This window comes from Pyxidicoccus sp. MSG2 (genome assembly GCF_026626705.1).
In the GTDB taxonomy this organism is placed as follows: domain Bacteria; phylum Myxococcota; class Myxococcia; order Myxococcales; family Myxococcaceae; genus Myxococcus.
On sequence record NZ_JAPNKC010000001.1, the window covers coordinates 11,796,298 to 11,816,608 of the forward strand.

The following is a 20,311-nucleotide window of genomic DNA, read 5'->3' on the forward strand; positions in this document are numbered from 1 at the left end:
ATGGGTAACGAGACGGAGAAGAAGCCCACGCTCACGCGCGAGGAGAAGCTCGCCCTCCTCGCGAAGCGGCTGGAGAAGAAGCCGCGCCCGGCCCTGCCGCTGACGTTCTCCCAGCAGCGCATGTGGTTCCTGGAGCAGCTCTCGCCAGGGCTCCCGGCCTACAACCTCCCCATGGTGGTGGAGCTGTCCGGCCGCCTGGACGCGCCGTCCCTGGAGAAGAGCTTCCAGGAGGTGGCGCGGCGACACGAGTCGCTCCGCACGCGCTTCGGCGAGGTCTCCGGGACGCCGGTGCAGCTCGTGGAGGCGCAGGTCCGCATCCCCTTCACAGTGGAGGACGCCCCCGAGGACGGGAGCGAGGCCGCGGTGCGTCGGCGCATCCAGCGCGAGATGGAGGTGCCGTTCGACCTGGCGAAGGGACCGCTCGCGCGCGTGGTGCTCCTGCGGATGACGCCGGAGCGGCACGTGCTGCTGGTGGTGCTGCACCACATCATCTCCGACGGCTGGTCCATGGGCGTGCTCACCCACGAGGTGGTGGCGCTCTACGGCTCCTTCGTGGCGGAGCGGCCGTCCCCACTGCCGGAGCTGACGCTCCAGTACGCGGACTACGCGGCGTGGCAGCGAGGGAAGCTGCGCGGCGAGTCGCTGGACGCGCACGTCGAGTTCTGGCGCAAGCGCCTGGAGGGCGCGCCGCACGAGCTGGAGCTGCCCACCGACCGCCCCCGCCGCACGGCGACGGGACGCGCGGAACAGCGCAAGGCGATGTTGCCCGCGCGCCTCGCGGAGCGACTGGAGGGCTTCGCGCGAGGTGAGGGCGCGACGCTCTTCATGGCGGTGCTGGCGGGGTTGCAGGCGCTGCTGTCCCGGTACAGCGGGCAGAAGGACCTGCTCATCGGCGCGCCCTACGCCAACCGCGACCGGAGGGAAACAGAGGGGCTGATTGGCCTCTTCTTCGAGCCGCTGGTGCTGCGCGGGGACCTCTCCGGCCGTCCGGGCTTCCGTGAGCTGGTACGCCGTGCCCGCGCGGGCACGGTGGAGGCCTTCGCGCACCCGCACGTCCCGTTCGAGCCGCTGCTGAAGGCCCTGAACGTGGAACGCGACCTGACGCGGGCCCCGATGTTCCAGGTGCTCTTCGGGCAGCTCGATGCGCTTCCCCAGGTGCGCGAAGTCCCAGGGCTTCGCGTTCGGGTGCTCGATGCGGACGTGGCGAGCACGGAGCTGGACCTCACGCTGATGATGGCGCGAGGGCCCGAGGGCATCGCGCTCGCGGCCACCTACAACGCCGACCTGTACGACGCGGCCACCATCGAAGGGCTGCTGGGCCACCTGGAGGTGTTGCTCGACGCGGCCGTGGAGTCGCCGGATCGCGCGGTGGAAGCGCTGCCGCTGTTGAAGGCGGAGGAGCGGCGCCGGCTGCTGGTGGACTGGAACGGGGCGCACGAGGACCTGCCCCGCGACACGAACCTTCACGCGCTGTTCGAGGCGCAGGTCGCGAGGACGCCGGACGCTCCGGCCATCATGGCGGGCAGCACGTCCGTCACGTACCGCGAGCTGGAGGCGCGAGCGAACGCGCTGGCGCGTGAGCTCCGGCGGTTGGGCGTGGGCCTGGAGACGCGGGTCGCCGTGTGCGTGGAGCGCTCGGTGGAGCTGATGGCGTCGCTGCTCGGTGTGCTGAAGGCGGGCGGCGCCTACGTGCCGTTGGATCCGGAGTACCCGGCGGAGCGACTGGCCTTCATGCTGGAGGACAGTGGCGCGCGCGTGGTGGTGGCGCGCGGCACCTTCCGCGAGAAGCTGGGCGACGCGCCGGGACGCGTCTGGGTGGACGTGGATGCGCTGGCGGTCGTGAGCGACGGGCCCGTCACGGGAGTCTCGGTCCCTCCCGAGGCCGCGGCGTACGTGCTCTACACGTCGGGCTCGACGGGGCAACCGAAGGGCGTGGTGGTGCAGCACCGCTCGCTGGTGAACTTCACCCGCGCGGCGTGGCGGGCCTTCCCGGTGGAGCCGGGAGACCGCGTGCTCCAGTTCGCCTCCATCAGCTGGGACACCAGCGCGGAGGAAATCTATCCGTGCCTCACGCGCGGCGGCACGCTGGTGCTGCGCACGCCGGAGATGCTCGACGTCCCGGATGCCTTCCTCGCGAAGGTGGAAGCGTCGGGCGTGACGCAGCTCAACCTGCCCACGGCTTTCTGGCACGAAGTCACGGCCAGCCTGGACGCGGGCAGGGCTCGGCTCCCCGCGGGCCTCAAGTGGGTGGTCATCGGCGGCGAGCGCGCCGTGCCCGAGCGCGTGGCGCAGTGGCGCCGTCGTGTGGGTGGCGCGGTGCCGCTGTTCAACACCTACGGCCTCACGGAGGTGACGGCGGTGGCCACGTCGGTGGACCTGGCGCGGCAGTCCGGGCCGGAGGAGTCCGGGCGGGAAGTCGCCATTGGCAGGCCACTGACGAACGTGCGGGTGTACGCCCTGGACGGTGAGCTGGAGCCGGTGCCTCCAGGCGTCGTGGGCGAGCTGTTCATCGGCGGCGAGGGCCTGGCGCGTGGCTACCTCGGCCGCACGGAGCTGACGGCGGAGCGCTTCGTGCCCGACCCCTTCGGGAGCGGCGCGCGGCTGTACCGCACGGGCGACAAGGCGCGCTGGAGGCGGGACGGGACGCTGGAGTACCTCGGGCGTGGGGACGCGCAGGTCAAGATTCGCGGTCACCGCATCGAGCCGGGCGAGGTGGAGGCGGCGCTGCGCGGACAGCCGGGCGTGCGCGAGGCCCTGGTCGCGGTGCGTGAGGACCTCGCCGGCGACAGGCGACTGGTGGCGTACGTGGTGCCCGAAGAGGGCAGGGCGCTGGAGGGAAGCGAGGTCCGAGCCGGCCTGGAGCAACGGCTCCCGCGCTTCCTGGTGCCGCAGGCGGTGGTGGTGCTGGAGCGGCTGCCGCTGCTCCCGAACGGCAAGGTGGACCGCAAGGCGCTGCCCGCGCCGGAGGCGGTGAGGGAATCCAGGCGCGAGCAGTACGTGGCGCCTCGCACGCCGGTGGAGCAGATGCTGGCGGGCTTCTGGGCGGAGGTGCTGCGCCTGGAGTCGGTGGGCCTGCACGACAACTTCTTCGAGGTCGGCGGTCATTCGCTGCTGGCGATGCAGCTCGTCGCGCGCGTGCGCGAGGCCTTCCGCGTGGAGTTGCCGCTGCGTGACGTCTTCGAGTCGCCCACGGTGGCGGCCCTGGCCGAGCGCGTGGCGCGAGCGGTGGCCATCGCGGGCGTTCCGGCGCCGCCGCTGAAGCGGACGGCTCGGGACGGCGTCGCGCCGCTGTCCTTCGCGCAGCAGCGCCTGTGGTTCCTCTCGCAGTTGGACCCGGCGAACACGTCCTACAACCTGTGGGCCCCCGTGCGGATGACGGGCGCCCTGGACGTGGGCGCGCTGGAGCGGAGCTTCGCGGAGCTGGTGCGCCGGCACGAGTCCCTGCGCACGACGTTCCGCGCCGAGGCCGGCTCGCCCGTGCAGGTCATCGCCCCCGAGGGCCGGGTGCCGCTGGAGGTCGTGGACCTGGGCACGCTGCCGGAGGACGCGCGCGAGGCCGCGGCCAAGGCGCGGGCCGAGGAAGAGGTGCGCCGCCCGTTCGACGTCGAGCGCGGCCCGCTGCTGCGGACGACGCTGCTGAAGCTGACCGGGCAGGAGCACGTACTGGTGCTGGTGATGCACCACATCGTGTCGGACTACTGGTCCATGGGCGTGCTGGTGCGCGAGGTGGCGGCGCTCTACGAGGCCCTCTCCCACGGCCAGCCGTCGCCCCTGCCGGAGCTGTCGGTGCAGTACCCGGACTACGCGGTCTGGCAGCGCGAGTGGCTCAAGGGGGAGGTGCTGGAGGCGCAGCTCGCGTACTGGCGCAAGCAGCTCGCCGGGGCCTCGCATGCGCTGGAGTTGCCCACCGACCGGCCGCGCCCGGCGACGCAGACGTTCCGGGGCGCGAACCGTCATGTGCTGTGGCCGAAAGCACTGTGGCGCGACGTGGAATCGCTCGGCCGGCGCGAGGGTGCGACGCCGTTCATGGTGCTGCTGGCGGCGTTCCAGACGGTGCTGTCGCGCTACTCCGGTCAGGAGGACGTGAGCGTGGGCGCGCCCATCGCGGGCCGTTCGCACTCGGAGACGGAGGGGCTGATCGGCTTCTTCGTCAACACGCTGGTCCTGCGTTCCCGGTTGTCGGCCGGCCAGAGCTTCCGCGAGCTCCTCGCCCAGGTGCGCGAGGTGACGCTGGGCGCGTACGCGCACCAGGACGTGTCCTTCGAGAAGCTCGTGGAGGAGCTGCAGCCCGGGCGGGACTTGAGCCGCAGTCCGCTCTTCCAGGTGACGCTGACGCTGCAGAACACCCCGGCGTCCGAGGTCCGGCTCCAGGGCCTCACGCTCAAGGGGATGGAGGCAGAGGAGAAGACGTCGAAGTTCGACCTGTCGCTGGTGGTGGAAGAGGTCGAGGCCGGCGTCGTGGCGCTGGTCAACTACAACAACGACCTGTTCGACGTCGGAACGATGGAGCGGATGCTCGGGCACCTGCGGGTGCTGCTGGAGTCGGCCGTGGCCCGGCCGGAGCAGCGACTGTGGGAACTGCCGCTGATGGACGCCGAGGAGCAGCGGCGGGTGGCGGGCGAGTGGAGCGGCCGCACGGTGGAGTACCCCCGTGAGAAGTCGCTGCCGGAGCTGTTCGAAGCGCAGGTGCTGAAGACGCCCCATGCGGTGGCGGTGGAGTACGAGGGGCAGCACCTGACGTATGCGGAGCTGAACCGCTGGGCCAACCAACTGGCGCACCACCTGAAGGGAATGGGCGTCGGGCCCGAGGTACGGGTGGGCCTGTGCGTGGAGCGCTCGCTGGAGCTGGTGGTGAGCGTGCTGGGCATCCTGAAGGCGGGCGGCGTGTACGTGCCGCTGGATGCGAGCTACCCGCTGGAGCGCCTGTCCTGGATGAAGCGCGAGGCCGGAGTCGCGCTCCTCGTGGCGCAGGAGAAGCTGGCGGACGAAATCGCCGAGGGCAGCGAGCCCGTTTTCTGCGTGGACTCCCAGTGGGAGGCCCTCTTGCGTCAGCCGGAGGGCAACCTGCCGGTGCGAGTGGGCGGAGAGAACCTGGCGTACGTGATGTTCACGTCGGGAAGCACCGGCCGACCGAAGGGCGTGGGGGTGCCGCACCGAGCGGTGTCGCGGCTGGTGCTGGGGACGGACTTCGCGCGCTTCGGGCCGAAGGAGGTGTGGCTGCAACTGGCACCCATCTCGTTCGACGCGTCGACGCTGGAGGTGTGGGGAGCGCTGCTGCACGGAGCGAAGCTGGTGGTGTACCCGGCAGGCACGCCCTCGTTGGAGGAGCTGGGCCGGGCATTGAGTGCGTCCGGCATCACGTCACTGTGGCTGACGGCGGCGCTCTTCGAGCAGATGCAGGCGAGGCAGCCGGAAGCCCTGGCCAAGGTGAAGCAGTTGCTGGCCGGCGGAGATGTGCTTCCGGTGGGGCGTGTCCGCGAGCGGCTGGCCTCCGGGAACGTGCTCATCAACGGGTACGGCCCGACGGAGAACACGACGTTCTCCGCGTGCCACTGGATGGAGGGTGCGGAAGAGCTGGGTGCCTCGGTGCCCATCGGCCGTCCCATCACCAATACGCGGGCGTACGTGCTGGACCCGGCGATGAAGCCCGTGCCGACGGGCGTGCCGGGCGAGCTGTACGTGGGAGGAGAAGGCCTGGCGGTGGGGTACGTGGGTCGGCCGGAGCTGACGGCGGAGCGCTTCGTGCCCAGCCCCTTCGGAGACGGCGCACGGCTGTACCGCACGGGCGACGTGGTGCGCTGGCGTGTGGACGGGACGTTGGAGTTCCTGGGCCGGCGAGACACGCAGGTGAAGGTGCGTGGCTTCCGCATCGAGCTGGGTGAAGTGGAGACGGCGCTGGCACAGCACTCGGGCGTCAGCGAGGCCGTCGTCATCGCGAGGGAGGACGGCTCCGAGGGCAAACGCCTGGTGGCGTATGTGACGGCGAAAGAGGGCGTGGAGCTGGAGGCCAGCGTCCTGCGCACGCACCTGAAGCAGCGGCTGCCGGAGTACATGGTGCCGTCGGCGTACGTGGTGCTGGACACGCTGCCGCTGACGCCGAACGGCAAGGTGGACCGCAAGGCCCTGCCGACTCCGGACGCCCATGCTCCGAAGCAGGAGATGTTCGAGGCCCCGCGCACGGAGGCCGAGCAGACGCTGGCGGCCATCTTCGCGGAGGTGCTGAACGTCGAGCGGGTCGGCCTGTATGGGGACTTCTTCGAGCTGGGCGGCCACTCGCTGCTGGCGACGCAGCTCGTCTCACGCGTGCGCGAGGCGTTCCGGGTGGAGCTGCCGCTGCGCGACGTCTTCGAAGCCCCCACGGTGGAGAAGCTGGCGCGTCGCATGGAGGAGACGCGGGGCGGAGCCGTGGAGCCCCAGGCGCCCCCACTGAGGCGGGTCGCGCGTACGGGCGCACTGCCCCTGTCCTTCGCGCAGCAGCGACTGTGGTTCCTCGACCAGCTGGAGCCGGGCAGCCCCTTCTACAACATCCCCATGGCGATACGGCTCGTGGGCTCGCTGGAGGTGGACGCCCTGGAGCGCAGCCTCCGCGAGCTGGTGCGCCGGCACGAGGTGCTGCGTACGACGTTCCGCACCGAGGGCGGCTCGCCCGTGCAGGTCGTCTCCCAGCAAGCCGTGCTCCCGTTCGCGGTCATCGACCTTTCCTCGCTGCCTCCGGAACGGAGCGAGGCCGAGGTCCACCGGCTGGTCCGGGAGGAGGCGCTGCGCCCGTTCGACCTCTCCAGCGGTCCGTTGCTGCGGGCCCGTCTGCTGAAGCGCTCCGAGCAGGAGCACGTCCTGCTGGCGAACATGCACCACATCGTCTCGGACGGGTGGTCCCTGGGCGTCGTCATCCGTGAGTTCACCGCGCTCTACGAGGCCTTCCGCGAAGGACGGCCCTCGCCGCTGCCCGAGCTCGAGGTGCAGTACGCCGACTTCGCCGCGTGGCAGCGCTCCTGGCTGGAGAGCGGCGCGCTCCAGCGGCAGCTCGACTGGTGGCGGCGGCAGCTCGACGGAGCGCCCCAGGTGCTCGCGCTCCCCACCGACAGGCCCCTGCCCGCGGTGCAGACCTTCCGCGGCGCCAACGTTCCCGTCCGCCTTCCCGGGCCCCTCTCCCAGGCGGTGAGGGCGCTGTCCCAGCGGGAAGGGGCCACACCCTTCATGGTGCTGCTGGCCGCCTTCCAGACCCTGCTGGCGCGCTACTCGGGCCAGGAGGACCTCGTCGTCGGCACACCGGTGGCGGGCCGCAACCGCGCGGAGACGGAGGGGCTCATCGGCTTCTTCGTCAACACGCTGGCGCTGCGGGCGCGCCCGTCCGGAGCGCTGTCCTTCCGGGCCCTGCTGGGGCAGGTCCGGGATGTCTCCCTGGGCGCCTATGCCCACCAGGACGTTCCCTTCGAGCGACTGGTGGAGGACCTGCAGCCCACGCGCAGCCTGAGCCACTCGCCGCTGTTCCAGGTGATGTTCTCCCTGCAGAACACGCCCATCCCACAGAAGCGGTTGCGGGGACTCACGCTGACCGTGCTGGAGGCGGAGCTCGGCGCGGCGAAGTTCTTCCTCACCCTGGCCCTGGAGGATCTGCCGGACGGCATCTCCGGCCTGTTCGAGTACAACGCCGACCTGTTCGACGCGGCCACCATCGAGCGCATGGCGTCGCACTGGCTCACGCTGCTGGAGGCGGCCGTCGCCGCACCGGAGCAGCGCCTGGCCGACCTGCCGCTGCTGTCGTCCGGAGAGCGGCACCGGCTCCTGGTGGAGTGGAACGACACCGCGGCGGACTACCCGCGCGACACACCGGTCCACGTGCAGCTCGCGGCGCGCGCGGCGCGAATGCCCGAGGCCGTGGCCCTTCGCTGGGACGGCGGGCAGCTCACGTATGCCGGACTGATGGAGCAGGTGCGGGCCCTGTCCGTGCGGCTGCGGCGGCTCGGCGTGGGGCCCGAGGTCCGCGTGGGCCTGTGCGCCCTGCGCTCGCCCGAGGTGGTGGTGGGACTCCTCGCCATCCTCGACGCCGGTGGCGCCTGGGTGCCGCTGGATCCGGATTCTCCGCGTGAGCGCCTCGCGCTCATGCTGGAGGATGCGCGCCCGGCGGTGCTGCTCACCCAGCGGGCCCTGCGCGACGCGCTGCCTCCGAGCGCCGCGCCGGTGGTGCTCCTCGATGAGGATGCGCCTGCGTCGGAAGCCACGGCCGCTGGCGCACCGGCGCCGGTCGTCCTGGCGGACCATGCCGCCTACGTCCTCTTCACCTCGGGTTCCACGGGCCGGCCCAAGGGCGTGCTCGTGTCCCACCGCGCGCTGGCGCGGCACACGGCGTGGTTCATCTCCGCACTGAAGCTGGGTGCGGAGGACCGGGTGTTGCAGAAGGCCTTGCTGGGCTTCGACGCCTCCGTGCCGGAGGTGCTGGCGACGCTGGTGGCCGGCGCGCAGGTGGTGCTCGCGCCCGCCGAAGCGAACAGCGACTCGGGCGTCCTGTTGGAGGCGCTGGAGCGCCTGCGGGTGACGGTGCTCCAGCTCGTGCCGTCGCAGCTCCGGGTCCTGCTGGACGAGGAGCACCTGGAGCGCGCCGCGGCCCTGCGCGTGCTGGTCTCCGGAGGCGAGGGGCTGCCCGTGGACCTCGCCCGTCGGGTGAACGAGCGGCTGCCGTCCACCCGGCTCATCAATGCCTATGGCCCCACCGAGACCACCGTCGACGCGACGGCGTGGCTCGGGGGCGCGCTGGGAGAGGGCCCCACCGCGCCCATCGGCCGGCCCATCGCCAACACGCAGGCGTACGTGCTGGACGCCGGCTGGCAACCCGTCCCGGAGGGCGTGCCCGGTGAGCTGTTCATCGGGGGCGACGGCCTGGCGCGCGGCTACGTGGGCAGGCCGGAGCTGACGGCCGAGCGCTTCGTGCCGGACGCCTTCGGTGCAGCACCCGGCGCCCGGCTGTACCGCACGGGAGACCGCGTGCGCTGGCACGTGGGCGGCTCCCTGGAGTTCCTGGGCCGCGTGGACGCCCAGGTGAAGGTGCGAGGCGTCCGCATCGAGCCGGCCGAGGTAGAGGCCGTGCTGGCGCAGCACCCCGAGGTGCGTGAGGCCATCGTCATTGCTCGGGAGGAGGCCTCCGGTGGCATGAGGCTGGTGGCGTACGCGGTGCTTCGGAGCGCGGCATCCTCCGCCGGTGGAGTCCCGGTGACGGTGGACCTGCGGACCTGGCTCGCCGGGCGCCTGCCGCCCGCGATGGTGCCGTCGGCCTGCGTGGTGCTGGAGTCCCTCCCGCTGCTTCCGAACGGGAAGGTGGACCGGAAGGCGCTGCCTTCGCCCGATGCGGAGATCTCTGAGCGCCAGTACGTCGCGCCGCGCACTCCGACGGAGGAATTGCTGGCCGGCTTCTTCAGCCGGGTGCTGGGTGTCGAGCGGGTTGGCGTCCACGACGGCTTCTTCGAGCTGGGTGGCCACTCGCTGCTGGCGACGCAGCTCGTCTCGCGGGTGCGGTCGACGTTCCGGGTGGAGCTGGCCCTGCGCGAGCTGTTCGAGGCGCCCACGGTGGCCGAGCTGGCCCGCCGTGTGGACCAGGCGCAGCGGCAGGGGCAGCACTCCCCGTTGCCCCGGCTGAAGGCCCTTCCCCGCACGCGCGAGCTGCCTCTGTCGTTCTCGCAGCAGCGACTGTGGTTCCTCGACCAGTTGCAGCCGGGGAGCGCGTTCTACAACGTGCCCTCCGTGGTCCGGCTGTCCGGACCGCTGGACGCCCGCGCGCTGGAGTGGAGCTTCGGGGAGCTGGTGCGCCGGCACGAGGTGCTGCGCACGACGTTCCGCGTGCAGGACGGCACCCCGGTGCAGGTCATCTCGCCGGAGCCGACGGTGGCCTTCCTGGCGGTGGACCTGGAGGCGCTGCCGGAGGCGGCCCGCGATGCGGAGACCTCGCGGTGGATTGAAGAGGAGGCGCAGCGTCCCTTCGACCTGGCCAGGGGGCCCCTGCTGAGGGCGACGCTCCTGCGCCTGGACGCGCGGACGCACGTGCTGGTGCTGGTGATGCACCACATCGTCTCGGACGAGTGGTCCATGAACATCCTCGTGCGCGAGGTCGCGGAGGTCTACGAGGCGCTCGCCCACGAGCAGCGCCCGGCATTGCCGGAGCTGCCTCTCCAGTACGGGGACTACGCCCTGTGGCAACAGAACTGGCTGCGTGGAGAAGTGCTGGACGCGCAGCTTGCGTACTGGCGGACGCAGCTCGAAGGGGCGCCTCGGGCGCTGGAGCTGCCCACGGACAAGCCGCGTCCGGCGATGCAGACGTTCCGGGGGGCGATGAAGGGCACGCTGTGGCCCGAGACACTCTGGGGAGCGGTGAAGTCGCTGGCGCAGAAGGAAGGCGCCACGCCCTTCATGGTGTTGCTGGCGGCCTTCCAGACGGTGCTGTCACGCTACTCGGGACAGGAGGACGTGAGCGTGGGCGCGCCCATCGCGGGCCGCACACGTGAGGAGACCGAGCGACTCATCGGCTTCTTCGTCAACACGCTGGTGCTTCGGACGAAGCTCGGTGGCAACCCCACCTTCCGGCAGGTGCTCGCGCAGGTGCGTGAAGTGACGCTGGGGGCCTATGCCCACCAGGACGTGCCCTTCGAGAAGCTGGTGGAGGAGCTGCAGCCCGGGCGTGACCTGAGCCGCAGCCCGCTGTGCCAGGTGACTCTGACGCTGCAGAACACGCCGACGAAGGAGTTCCGGCTGCGAGAGCTGACGCTCCAGGGCCTGGACACGCAGGAGAAGACGTCGAAGTTCGACCTGTCGCTCCTGGTCGAAGAGGCACCGCAAGGGCTGGCGGTGGCGGTCAACTACAACAGCGACCTGTTCGAAGCCGCGACGATGGAGCGACTGCTGGGGCACCTGCGGGTGCTGCTGGAGTCGGCGGTGGCGAGCCCCGAGCAACGGCTGGTGGACCTGCCGCTGATGGGCAGGGAAGAGCGGCGGCGGGTGGAGGAGTGGAGTGGCAGGGCCGCCGGGTTCCCACGAGAGGCCGGGCTGCACGAGCTGTTCGAAGCACAGGTGCTGAGGACGCCGGACGCGGTGGCGGTGGAGTACGAAGGCCAGCGCCTGACGTACGCGGGGCTGAATCGCTGGGCCAACCAGCTTGCGCACCACCTGAGGGGAATGGGCGTGGGGCCCGAGGTGCGAGTGGGCCTGTGCGTGGAGCGCTCGCTGGAGCTGGTGGTGAGTGTGCTGGGCATCCTGAAGGCCGGTGGTGTGTACGTGCCGTTGGACGCCAGCTACCCGATGGAGCGCCTTTCCTGGATGAAGCGCGAGGCCGGAGTCGCGCTCCTCGTGGCGCAGGAGAAGCTGGCGGATGAGGTCGCCGAAGGCAGCGAGCCCGTTTTCTGCGTGGACTCGCAGTGGGAAGCCCTCCTGAGCCAGCCGGAGGACAACCTGCCGGTGCGAGTGGGCGGAGAGAACCTGGCGTACGTCATGTTCACGTCGGGAAGCACGGGCCGACCGAGGGGCGTGGGCGTGCCGCACCGTGCGGTATCGCGGCTGGTGGTGGGGACGGACTTCGCGCGCTTCGGGCCGGAGGAGGTGTGGCTGCAGTTGGCGCCCATCTCCTTCGACGCGTCGACGCTGGAGGTGTGGGGAGCGCTGCTGCACGGAGCGAAGCTGGTGGTGTATCCGGCGGGCGCGCCTTCGTTGGAGGAACTGGGCCGCAAACTGGGCGAGTCCGGCATCACGTCGCTGTGGCTGACGGCGGCGCTCTTCGAGCAGATGCAGGTGCGGCAGCCGGAGGCGCTGGCCCGGGTGAAGCAGGTGCTGGCCGGCGGTGACGTGCTGCCCGTGGGCCGGGTGAAGGAACGGCTGGCCTCCGGGCACGTGCTCATCAACGGGTACGGCCCGACGGAGAACACGACGTTCTCCGCGTGCCACCGGATGGAGGGCCCGGAGGAGCTGGGTGCTTCGGTGCCCATCGGCCGTCCCATCACCAACACGTCGGCGTACGTGCTGGACGAGGCGATGCAGCTGGTACCGCTGGGCGTGCCGGGCGAGCTGTACGTGGGAGGGGAAGGCCTGGCGGTAGGGTACGTGGGCCGGCCGGAGCTGACGGCGGAGCGCTTCGTGCCCAGTCCCTTCGGAGACGGCGCACGGCTGTACCGCACGGGCGACGTGGTGCGCTGGCGCGTGGACGGGACGTTGGAGTTCCTGGGCCGGCGCGACATGCAGGTGAAGGTGCGTGGCTTCCGCATCGAATTGGGCGAGGTGGAGGCGGCGCTGGGGCAGCACTCGGACGTCAACGAGGCCGTCGTCATCGCGAGGGAGGACGGCACCGAGGGCAAGCGCCTGGTGGCGTATGTGACGGCGAAGGAGGGCATGCAGCTGGAGCCCGCCAGACTGCGTACCCACCTGAAGCAGCGGCTGCCGGAGTACATGGTGCCGTCGGCGTACGTGGTGCTGGACGCGCTGCCGCTGACGCCGAACGGCAAGGTGGACCGCAAGGCCCTGCCCGCACCGGACATCCAGGACTCCAACCCGGAGACGTTCGAAGCTCCGCGGACGGAGGCCGAGAAGAAGCTGGCGGCCATCTTCGCGGAGGTGCTGAACGTCGAGCGGGTCGGCCTGCACGGGGACTTCTTCGAGCTGGGCGGCCACTCACTGCTCGCCACGCAGCTCGTCTCCCGGGTGCGAGAGGCCTTCAAGGTCGAACTGCCCCTGCGCGACGTCTTCGAAGCCTCCACGGTGGAGAAGCTCGCCGGGCGACTGGACGAGGGCACTCAGGAGACGAAGGGCGTCCGCGCACCGCACCTGAGGCGTGAGGCGCGAAGCGAGGCGCTACCGCTGTCGTTCGCGCAACAGCGGCTCTGGTTCCTGGATCAACTGGAGCCGGGCAGCGCGTTCTACAACGTGCCGTCGGTGGTGAGGCTGACGGGGACCCTGGACCTCCAGGCCCTGGAGAAGAGCTTCCGCGAGCTGGTGCGCCGGCACGAATCACTGCGAACCACCTTCCGCGCGGAAGCCGGTACTCCCGTGCAGGTCATCTCGATGGAGCCGGCTCCCGCCATCGCGCGGGAGGACCTGAGCCGGTTGCCGGAAACGGACCGCGGCACCGCGGCCGAGCGCTGGGTGGAAGAGGAAATCGAGCGTCCGTTCAACCTGGAAACAGGTCCGCTGCTGAGGACGACGCTGCTGAAGCTGTCGGAGCAGGAGCATCTGCTGGTGCTGGTGATGCACCACATCGTCTCGGACGGCTGGTCGATGGGCATCCTCGTGCGCGAGGTGGTGGCGCTCTACGACGCGTACGCACGGGGCCGGGAGCCAGCGCTTCCTTCGTTGGAGGTGCAGTACGCGGACTACGCGGTGTGGCAGCGCGATTGGCTGAAGGGCGAGGTGCTGGAAGCGCAGCTCGGCTACTGGCGCAAGCAGTTGCAGGGAGCCCCGCGGGCACTGGAGCTGCCGACGGACAAGCCGCGTCCAGCAGTGCAGAGCTTCCGGGGCGACCTGCAGTCGTTCGAGTGGCCCAGGGAGCTGTGGGAGTCGGTGAAGGCGCTGGCCCAACGGGAAGGAGCCACGCCCTTCATGGTGCTGCTGGCGGCCTTCCAGACGGTGCTGGGGAGGTACGCGGGTCAGGACGACGTGAGCGTGGGCACGGCCATCGCCAACCGGACGCGAGCGGAGACGGAGGGGCTGATTGGCTTCTTCGTCAACACGCTGGTGCTGAGGGCGAAGCTGGAGCCGAGGCAGAGCTTCCGCGAGCTGGTGAGGCAGGTGCGGGAGACGACGCTGGGCGCGTACGCGCACCAGGAGGTGCCGTTCGAGAGACTGGTGGAGGAGCTCCAGCCCGAGCGGGACATGAGCCGGGGCGCGCTCTTCCAGGTGATGTTCGTGCTGCAGAACGCGCCGGGCACGGCGGTGAGCCTGCAGGGGCTGAAGCTGGAGGGGGCCAGGTCGTCGTCGGGCAAGACGTCGAAGTTCGACCTCACGTTGGACATGGGCGAGACGGAGAAGGGCCTCTCCGGCGGACTCGAGTTCAACAGCGACCTGTTCGAGCCGGAGACGATGGAGCGACTGCTCGGGCACCTGCGGGTGCTGCTGGAGTCGGCGGTCGCACGTCCGGAGCAGCGGCTGATGGACCTGCCGCTGATGGATGAGAAGGAACGCCAGCGACTCGTAGGCAGGTGGAGCGGCAAGGCCACTGAATACCCGCGGGAGGAGTCCCTCGCGGAGCTGTTCGAAGCTCAGGTGCTGAAGACGCCCGTTGCGGTGGCGGTGGAGTACGAGGGGCAGCGGCTGACGTACAGCGAGCTGAACCGGCGAGCCAATCAACTGGCGCACCACCTGAGGGCAATGAGAGTGGGGCCCGAGGTACGGGTGGGCCTGTGCGTGGAGCGCTCGCTGGAGCTGGTGGTGAGCGTGCTGGGCATCCTGAAGGCTGGTGGTGTGTACGTGCCGCTGGACGCCAGCTATCCGTCGGAGCGTCTGGCGTGGATGAAGCGGGAGTCTGCTGTGGCGCTGCTGGTGACCCAGCAGAAGCTGCTGCCTTCCGTCCGTCAGGCCGACGACGAGCCAACGGTGTGCGTGGATACGGAGTGGCCCGTCATTGCTCGCCAGCCGGAGGGCAACCTGCCGGTGCGAGTGGGCGGAGAGAACCTGGCGTACGTGATGTTCACGTCGGGAAGCACGGGCCGACCGAAGGGCGTGGGGGTGCCGCACCGGGCAGTGTCGCGGCTGGTGCTGGGGACGGACTTCGCGCGCTTCGGGCCGGAGGAGGTGTGGCTGCAACTGGCACCCATCTCGTTCGACGCGTCGACGCTGGAGGTGTGGGGAGCGCTGCTGCACGGGGCGAAGCTGGTGGTGTACCCGGCGGGCGCGCCTTCGCTGGAGGAGCTGGGCCGGGCATTGAGTGCGTCCGGCATCACGTCGCTGTGGCTGACGGCGGCGCTCTTCGAGCAGATGCAGGCGAGGCAGCCAGAGGCCCTGGCGGGAGTGAAGCAACTGCTGGCCGGTGGTGACGTGCTGCCCGTGGGCCGGGTGAAGGAGCGGCTCGCAGCTGGCGGAGTCCTCATCAACGGGTACGGCCCGACGGAGAACACGACGTTCTCCGCGTGCCACCGGATGGAGGGCTCGGAGGAGTTGGGCGCTTCGGTGCCCATTGGCCGTCCCATCACCAACACGCAGGCGTACGTGCTGGACGAGGCGATGCAGCCCGTGCCGACGGGCGTGCCGGGCGAGCTGTACGTGGGAGGAGAAGGACTGGCGGTAGGGTACGTGGGCCGGCCGGAGCTGACGGCGGAGCGCTTCGTGCCCAGTCCGTTTGGACATGGGGCTCGCCTGTACCGCACGGGCGACGTGGTGCGCTGGCGCGCGGATGGGGCGCTGGAGTTCCTGGGCCGGCGCGACACGCAGGTGAAGGTGCGTGGCTTCCGCATCGAGCTGGGGGAAGTGGAGACGGCGCTGGCGCAGCACTCGGGCGTCAGCGAGGCCGTCGTCATCGCGAGGGAGGACGGCACCGAGGGCAAGCGCCTGGTGGCGTATGTGACGGCGAAGGAGGGCGCGGAGCTGGAGGCCAGCGTTCTTCGTGCGCACGTGCAGCAGCGGCTGCCGGAGTACATGGTGCCGTCGGCGTACGTGGTGCTGGACGCGCTGCCGCTGACGCCGAACGGCAAGGTGGACCGCAAGGCCCTTCCTGATCCAAGGGCTGCCTTCAGTCCGGAAGGTGCCGGATACGAAGCGCCGCGCACTCCCGCGGAGGAGCTGCTCGCAGGGCTCTTCGCCCAGGTCCTCGGAGTCGAGCGTGTCGGCACGAAGGACAACTTCTTCGAGCTGGGCGGGCACTCCCTGCTGGCCACGCAGATCATCTCGCGGATTCGCGGTGCCTTCGGCATCGAGCTCCCGCTGCGTGCGCTCTTCGAGGCGCCCACCGTGGCGGCACTCGTCGAACGGACGGAGCGTGCGGTACGTGCAGGCTCCGCGCTGGTTGTTCCTCTCCTGAGACCGCGCGTGGAGCGCAATGCGGCCCCGCCGCTGTCGTTCGCTCAGCAGCGACTGTGGTTCCTGGACCGATTGGAGCCGGGAAGCGCCTTCTACAACGTGCCAACCGTGGTGCGTGCGGAGGGCACGCTGGACGTGAGCGTGCTCCAGCGGAGCTTCGAGGAATTGGTCCGTCGGCACGAGTCCCTGCGCACGACGTTCGGCGCCCGGGATGGAAGGCCCGTCCAGCTCATCGCCTCGGAGCCGCTGCTCGCCTTCGAGGTGAAGGACCTGGGCGCGGTACCCGTGGAAGGCCGCGAGCCAGAAGCCATGCGGCTCGTGGAGCACGAGTCGCAACGGCCGTTCGACCTGGAGCACGGGCCGCTGTTGCGGATGACCCTGCTGAAGATGTCGGAGCACGAGCACGTGTTGGTGCTGGTGATGCACCACATCGTCTCGGACGGCTGGTCGATGAACGTCCTCGTGCGCGAGATCGCCGCGCTCTACGAGGCGTTCTCGGAAGGCCGCTCGTCCCCGCTGCCGGATCTGGCGGTGCAATACGCGGACTACGCGGTGTGGCAGCGCGAGTGGCTCCAGGGACAGGTGCTGGAGGCAAAGCTCGGGTACTGGAATCAGCAGCTCAAAGGGGCCACCCGGGCCCTGGAGTTGCCGACGGACCGTCCGCGTCCGGCGGTGCAGACCTTCCGAGGCGGGCACGTCGAGGTCCAGTGGCCGAAGCGTCTGTGGGACGGTGCGAAGACGCTGGCGCAGCGCGAGGGAGCAACGCCCTTCATGGTGTTGCTGGCGGCGTTCCAGACGGTGCTGTCGCGCTACTCGGGGCAGGAGGACGTGAGCGTGGGAGCGCCCATCGCGGGGCGCACGCAAGGGGCGACGGAAGGGCTGATTGGCTTCTTCGCCAACATGCTCGTGCTGCGCTCGAAGCTGTCATCTGACCAGAGCTTCCTGCAACTGCTGGGACAGGTGCGGGAGACAACGCTGGGGGCGTACGCGCACCAGGAGGTGCCGTTCGAGAAGCTGGTGGAGGAGCTGCAGCCGGAGCGGGATTTGAGCCGCAGTCCGCTGTTCCAGGTGACGCTGACGCTGCAGAACACGCCGACGACGGAAGTGAAGCTGCGTCAGGGGCTGAAGCTGTCGGGAGTGGAGTCGGAAGACAAGACGTCGAAGTTCGACCTGTCGTTGGTGGTGCAGGAGGTGCCCCAGGGAGTGGCGGCGGGGGTGAACTACAACAGCGACCTCTTCGACGCGGCGACGATGGAGCGCCTGCTGCGTCACCTGGGGGTGCTGCTGGAGTCAGCGGTGGCGAGGCCCGAGCAGCGGCTGATGGACCTGCCGCTGATGGACGAGGCGGAACGCCGGCAGCTGGGAGGGTGGAGCGGGAAGGCCGTGGAGTACCCGCGAGAGGCCTCGCTGGCGGAGCTGTTCGAAGCACAGGTGCAGCGGACGCCTGACGCGGTGGCAGTGGAGTATGCGGGCCAGCGGCTGACGTACGTGGAGCTGAACCGCCGGGCCAACCAGCTCGCGCACCACTTGAGGGCAATGGGAGTGGGGCCCGAGGTGCGGGTGGGTCTGTGCGTGGAGCGCTCGCTGGAGCTGGTGGTGAGCGTGCTGGGCATCCTGAAGGCCGGTGGTGTGTACGTGCCGCTGGATGCCAGCTATCCACTGGAGCGCCTGTCCTGGATGAAGCGTGAGGCGGGTGTTGCAGTCCTCGTCGCCCAGGAAAAGCTGGCCGACGAGATTGCCGAAGGCAGCGAGCTGCTGGTGTGCGTCGATTCAGATTGGGACGCCATCGCTCGCCAGCCGGAAGGCAACCTGCCGGTGCGAGTGGGCGGTGAGAACCTGGCGTACGTGATGTTCACGTCGGGAAGCACGGGCCGACCAAAGGGCGTGGGAGTGCCGCACCGGGCGGTGTCGCGGCTGGTACTGGGAACGGACTTCGCGCACTTCGGACCGGAGGAAGTGTGGCTGCAGCTGGCACCCATTTCCTTCGATGCGTCGACGCTGGAGGTGTGGGGAGCGCTGCTGCACGGAGCGAAGCTGGTGGTGTACCCGGCGGGCGCGCCTTCGCTGGAGGAGCTGGGACGCACGCTGGGAGAAGCGGGCATCACGTCACTGTGGCTGACGGCGGCGCTCTTCGAGCAGATGCAGGCGAGGCAGCCAGAGGCCCTGGCAGGAGTGAAGCAACTGCTGGCCGGTGGTGACGTGCTCCCGGTGGGTCGCGTCCGTGAGCGGCTGGCCTCTGGAAACGTGCTCATCAACGGGTACGGCCCGACGGAGAACACGACGTTCTCCGCGTGCCACCGGATGGAGGGCTCGGAGGAATTGGGCGCTTCGGTGCCCATTGGCCGTCCCATCACCAACACGCAGGTGTACGTGCTGGACGAGGCGATGCAGCCCGTGCCGACGGGCGTGCCGGGCGAGCTGTACGTGGGAGGAGAAGGACTGGCGGTAGGGTACGTGGGCCGGCCGGAGCTGACGGCGGAGCGCTTCGTGCCCAGTCCGTTTGGACATGGGGCTCGCCTGTACCGCACGGGCGACGTGGTGCGCTGGCGCGTGGACGGGACGCTGGAGTTCCTGGGCCGGCGAGACACGCAGGTGAAGGTGCGTGGCTTCCGCATCGAATTGGGCGAGGTGGAGACGGCGCTGGCGCAGCACTCGGGCGTCAGCGAGGCCGTCGTCATCGCGAGGGAGGACGGCACCGAGGGCAAGCGCCTGGTGGCGTACGTGACGGCGAAGGAGGGTGCCGCCATCGACGCGGCCATCCTGCGCACGCACCTGAAGCAGCGACTGCCGGAGTACATGGTGCCGTCGGCGTACGTGGTGCTGGACTGGCTGCCGCTGACGCCGAACGGCAAGGTGGACCGCAAGGCCCTGCCTACGCCAGACGCCCCGATGCAGGAAACGTTCGTCGCCCCACGCACGGAGACCGAGCAGAAGCTGGCGGCCATCTTCGTGGAGGTGCTCAACCTCGATCAGGTCGGCCTGCACGGGGACTTCTTCGAGCTGGGCGGCCACTCGCTGCTGGCCACGCAGCTCGTCTCCCGGGTGCGCGAGGCCTTCCAGGTCGAGCTGCCCCTGCGCGACGTCTTTGAAGCCTCCACGGTGGAGAAGCTGGCCGCGCGCCTTGGCACCGAGCTGTCCACCGGGCCGGGCCTCCAGTCGCCGCCACTCAAGCGCGTTCCGCGCACCGGCCGCCTGCCGTTGTCCTTTGCACAGCAGCGGCTGTGGTTCCTGGATCAGCTCGAACCCGGGGGCAACTCCTACAACATCCCCGCCGCGGTGAAGCTGACCGGGACGTTGCACGTCGAAGCCCTGGAGCAGTCCCTCGAAGCGCTGGTCCGCCGTCACGAGTCGCTGCGCACGACCTTCCAGGAGCAGGGCGGCTCACCCGTGCAGGTCATCTCGCCCGAGGCGCACGTGCGCCTGGGAACCGAGGACCTCACCGGTGCACCCGAGGCCGAGCGGGCATCGGAAGCAGCGCGCATCTTCGCCGAGGAGGCCCAGCGCCCGTTCAACCTGGAACAGGGCCCGCTGCTGAGGGCGTTGCTGCTGAAGCTGTCAGAGCAGGAGCACGTGCTGGTGCTGGTGATGCACCACATCGTGTCCGACGGCTGGTCGATGGACATCCTCGTGCGCGAGGCAGGAGCCCTGTACGAATCGTGCTCACGGGGCCTGCCCTCGCCGCTGCCGGAGCTGCCGCTCCAGTACGCGGACTACGCGGTATGGCAGCGCGAGTGGTTGAAGGATGCGGTGCTCGGCGCCCAGCTCGCGTACTGGAAGCACCAGCTCCAGGGCGCCCCCGCGGTGCTGGAGCTGCCCACGGACAAGCCCCGTCCCGCCGTGCAGACGTTCGTCGGCGAGGGCCGCGGCTTCCAGTGGCCGCGCGAGCTGTGGGAGTCCGCGAAGGCGCTGGCGCACGGCGAAGGCGCCACGCCCTTCATGGTGTTCCTCGCGGCCTTCCAGACGGTGCTGTCCCGCCACTCGGGGCAGGACGACGTGTGCGTGGGCTCGCCCATCGCCAACCGCACCCGGGCGGAGACGGAGGGCCTCATCGGCTTCTTCATCAACACCCTGGTGCTGCGGGCGAGGCTCGGCGGCAACCCCACCTTCCGGCAGCTCGTGGCGCAGGCGCGCGAGGTGACGCTGGGGGCCTACGCCCACCAGGACGTGCCGTTCGAGAAGCTGGTGGAGGAGCTCAAGCCCGAGCGGCACCTGAACCGGAGCCCGCTGTTCCAGGTGATGTTCATCCTGCAGAACACGCCGACGACGGAGCTACGGTTGTCGGGGCTGACGCTGGCGGGCATGGACACGGACGCCCGCACGTCCAAGTTCGACC

The 20,311-nt window shown here is 70.2% G+C and carries 1 protein-coding gene (cut by a window edge); it reads left to right on the forward strand.

Features of this window, described 5'->3' with window-relative positions; genetic code table 11:
- Nucleotides 1-20,311, forward strand: the 5' portion of a protein-coding gene (locus OV427_RS45200) for a non-ribosomal peptide synthase/polyketide synthase (RefSeq protein WP_267862442.1). The gene runs 18,650 nt beyond the window's last position; 20,311 of the gene's 38,961 nt are visible here — the first part of the coding sequence; its start codon is at nucleotides 1-3; its stop codon lies off the right edge, out of view.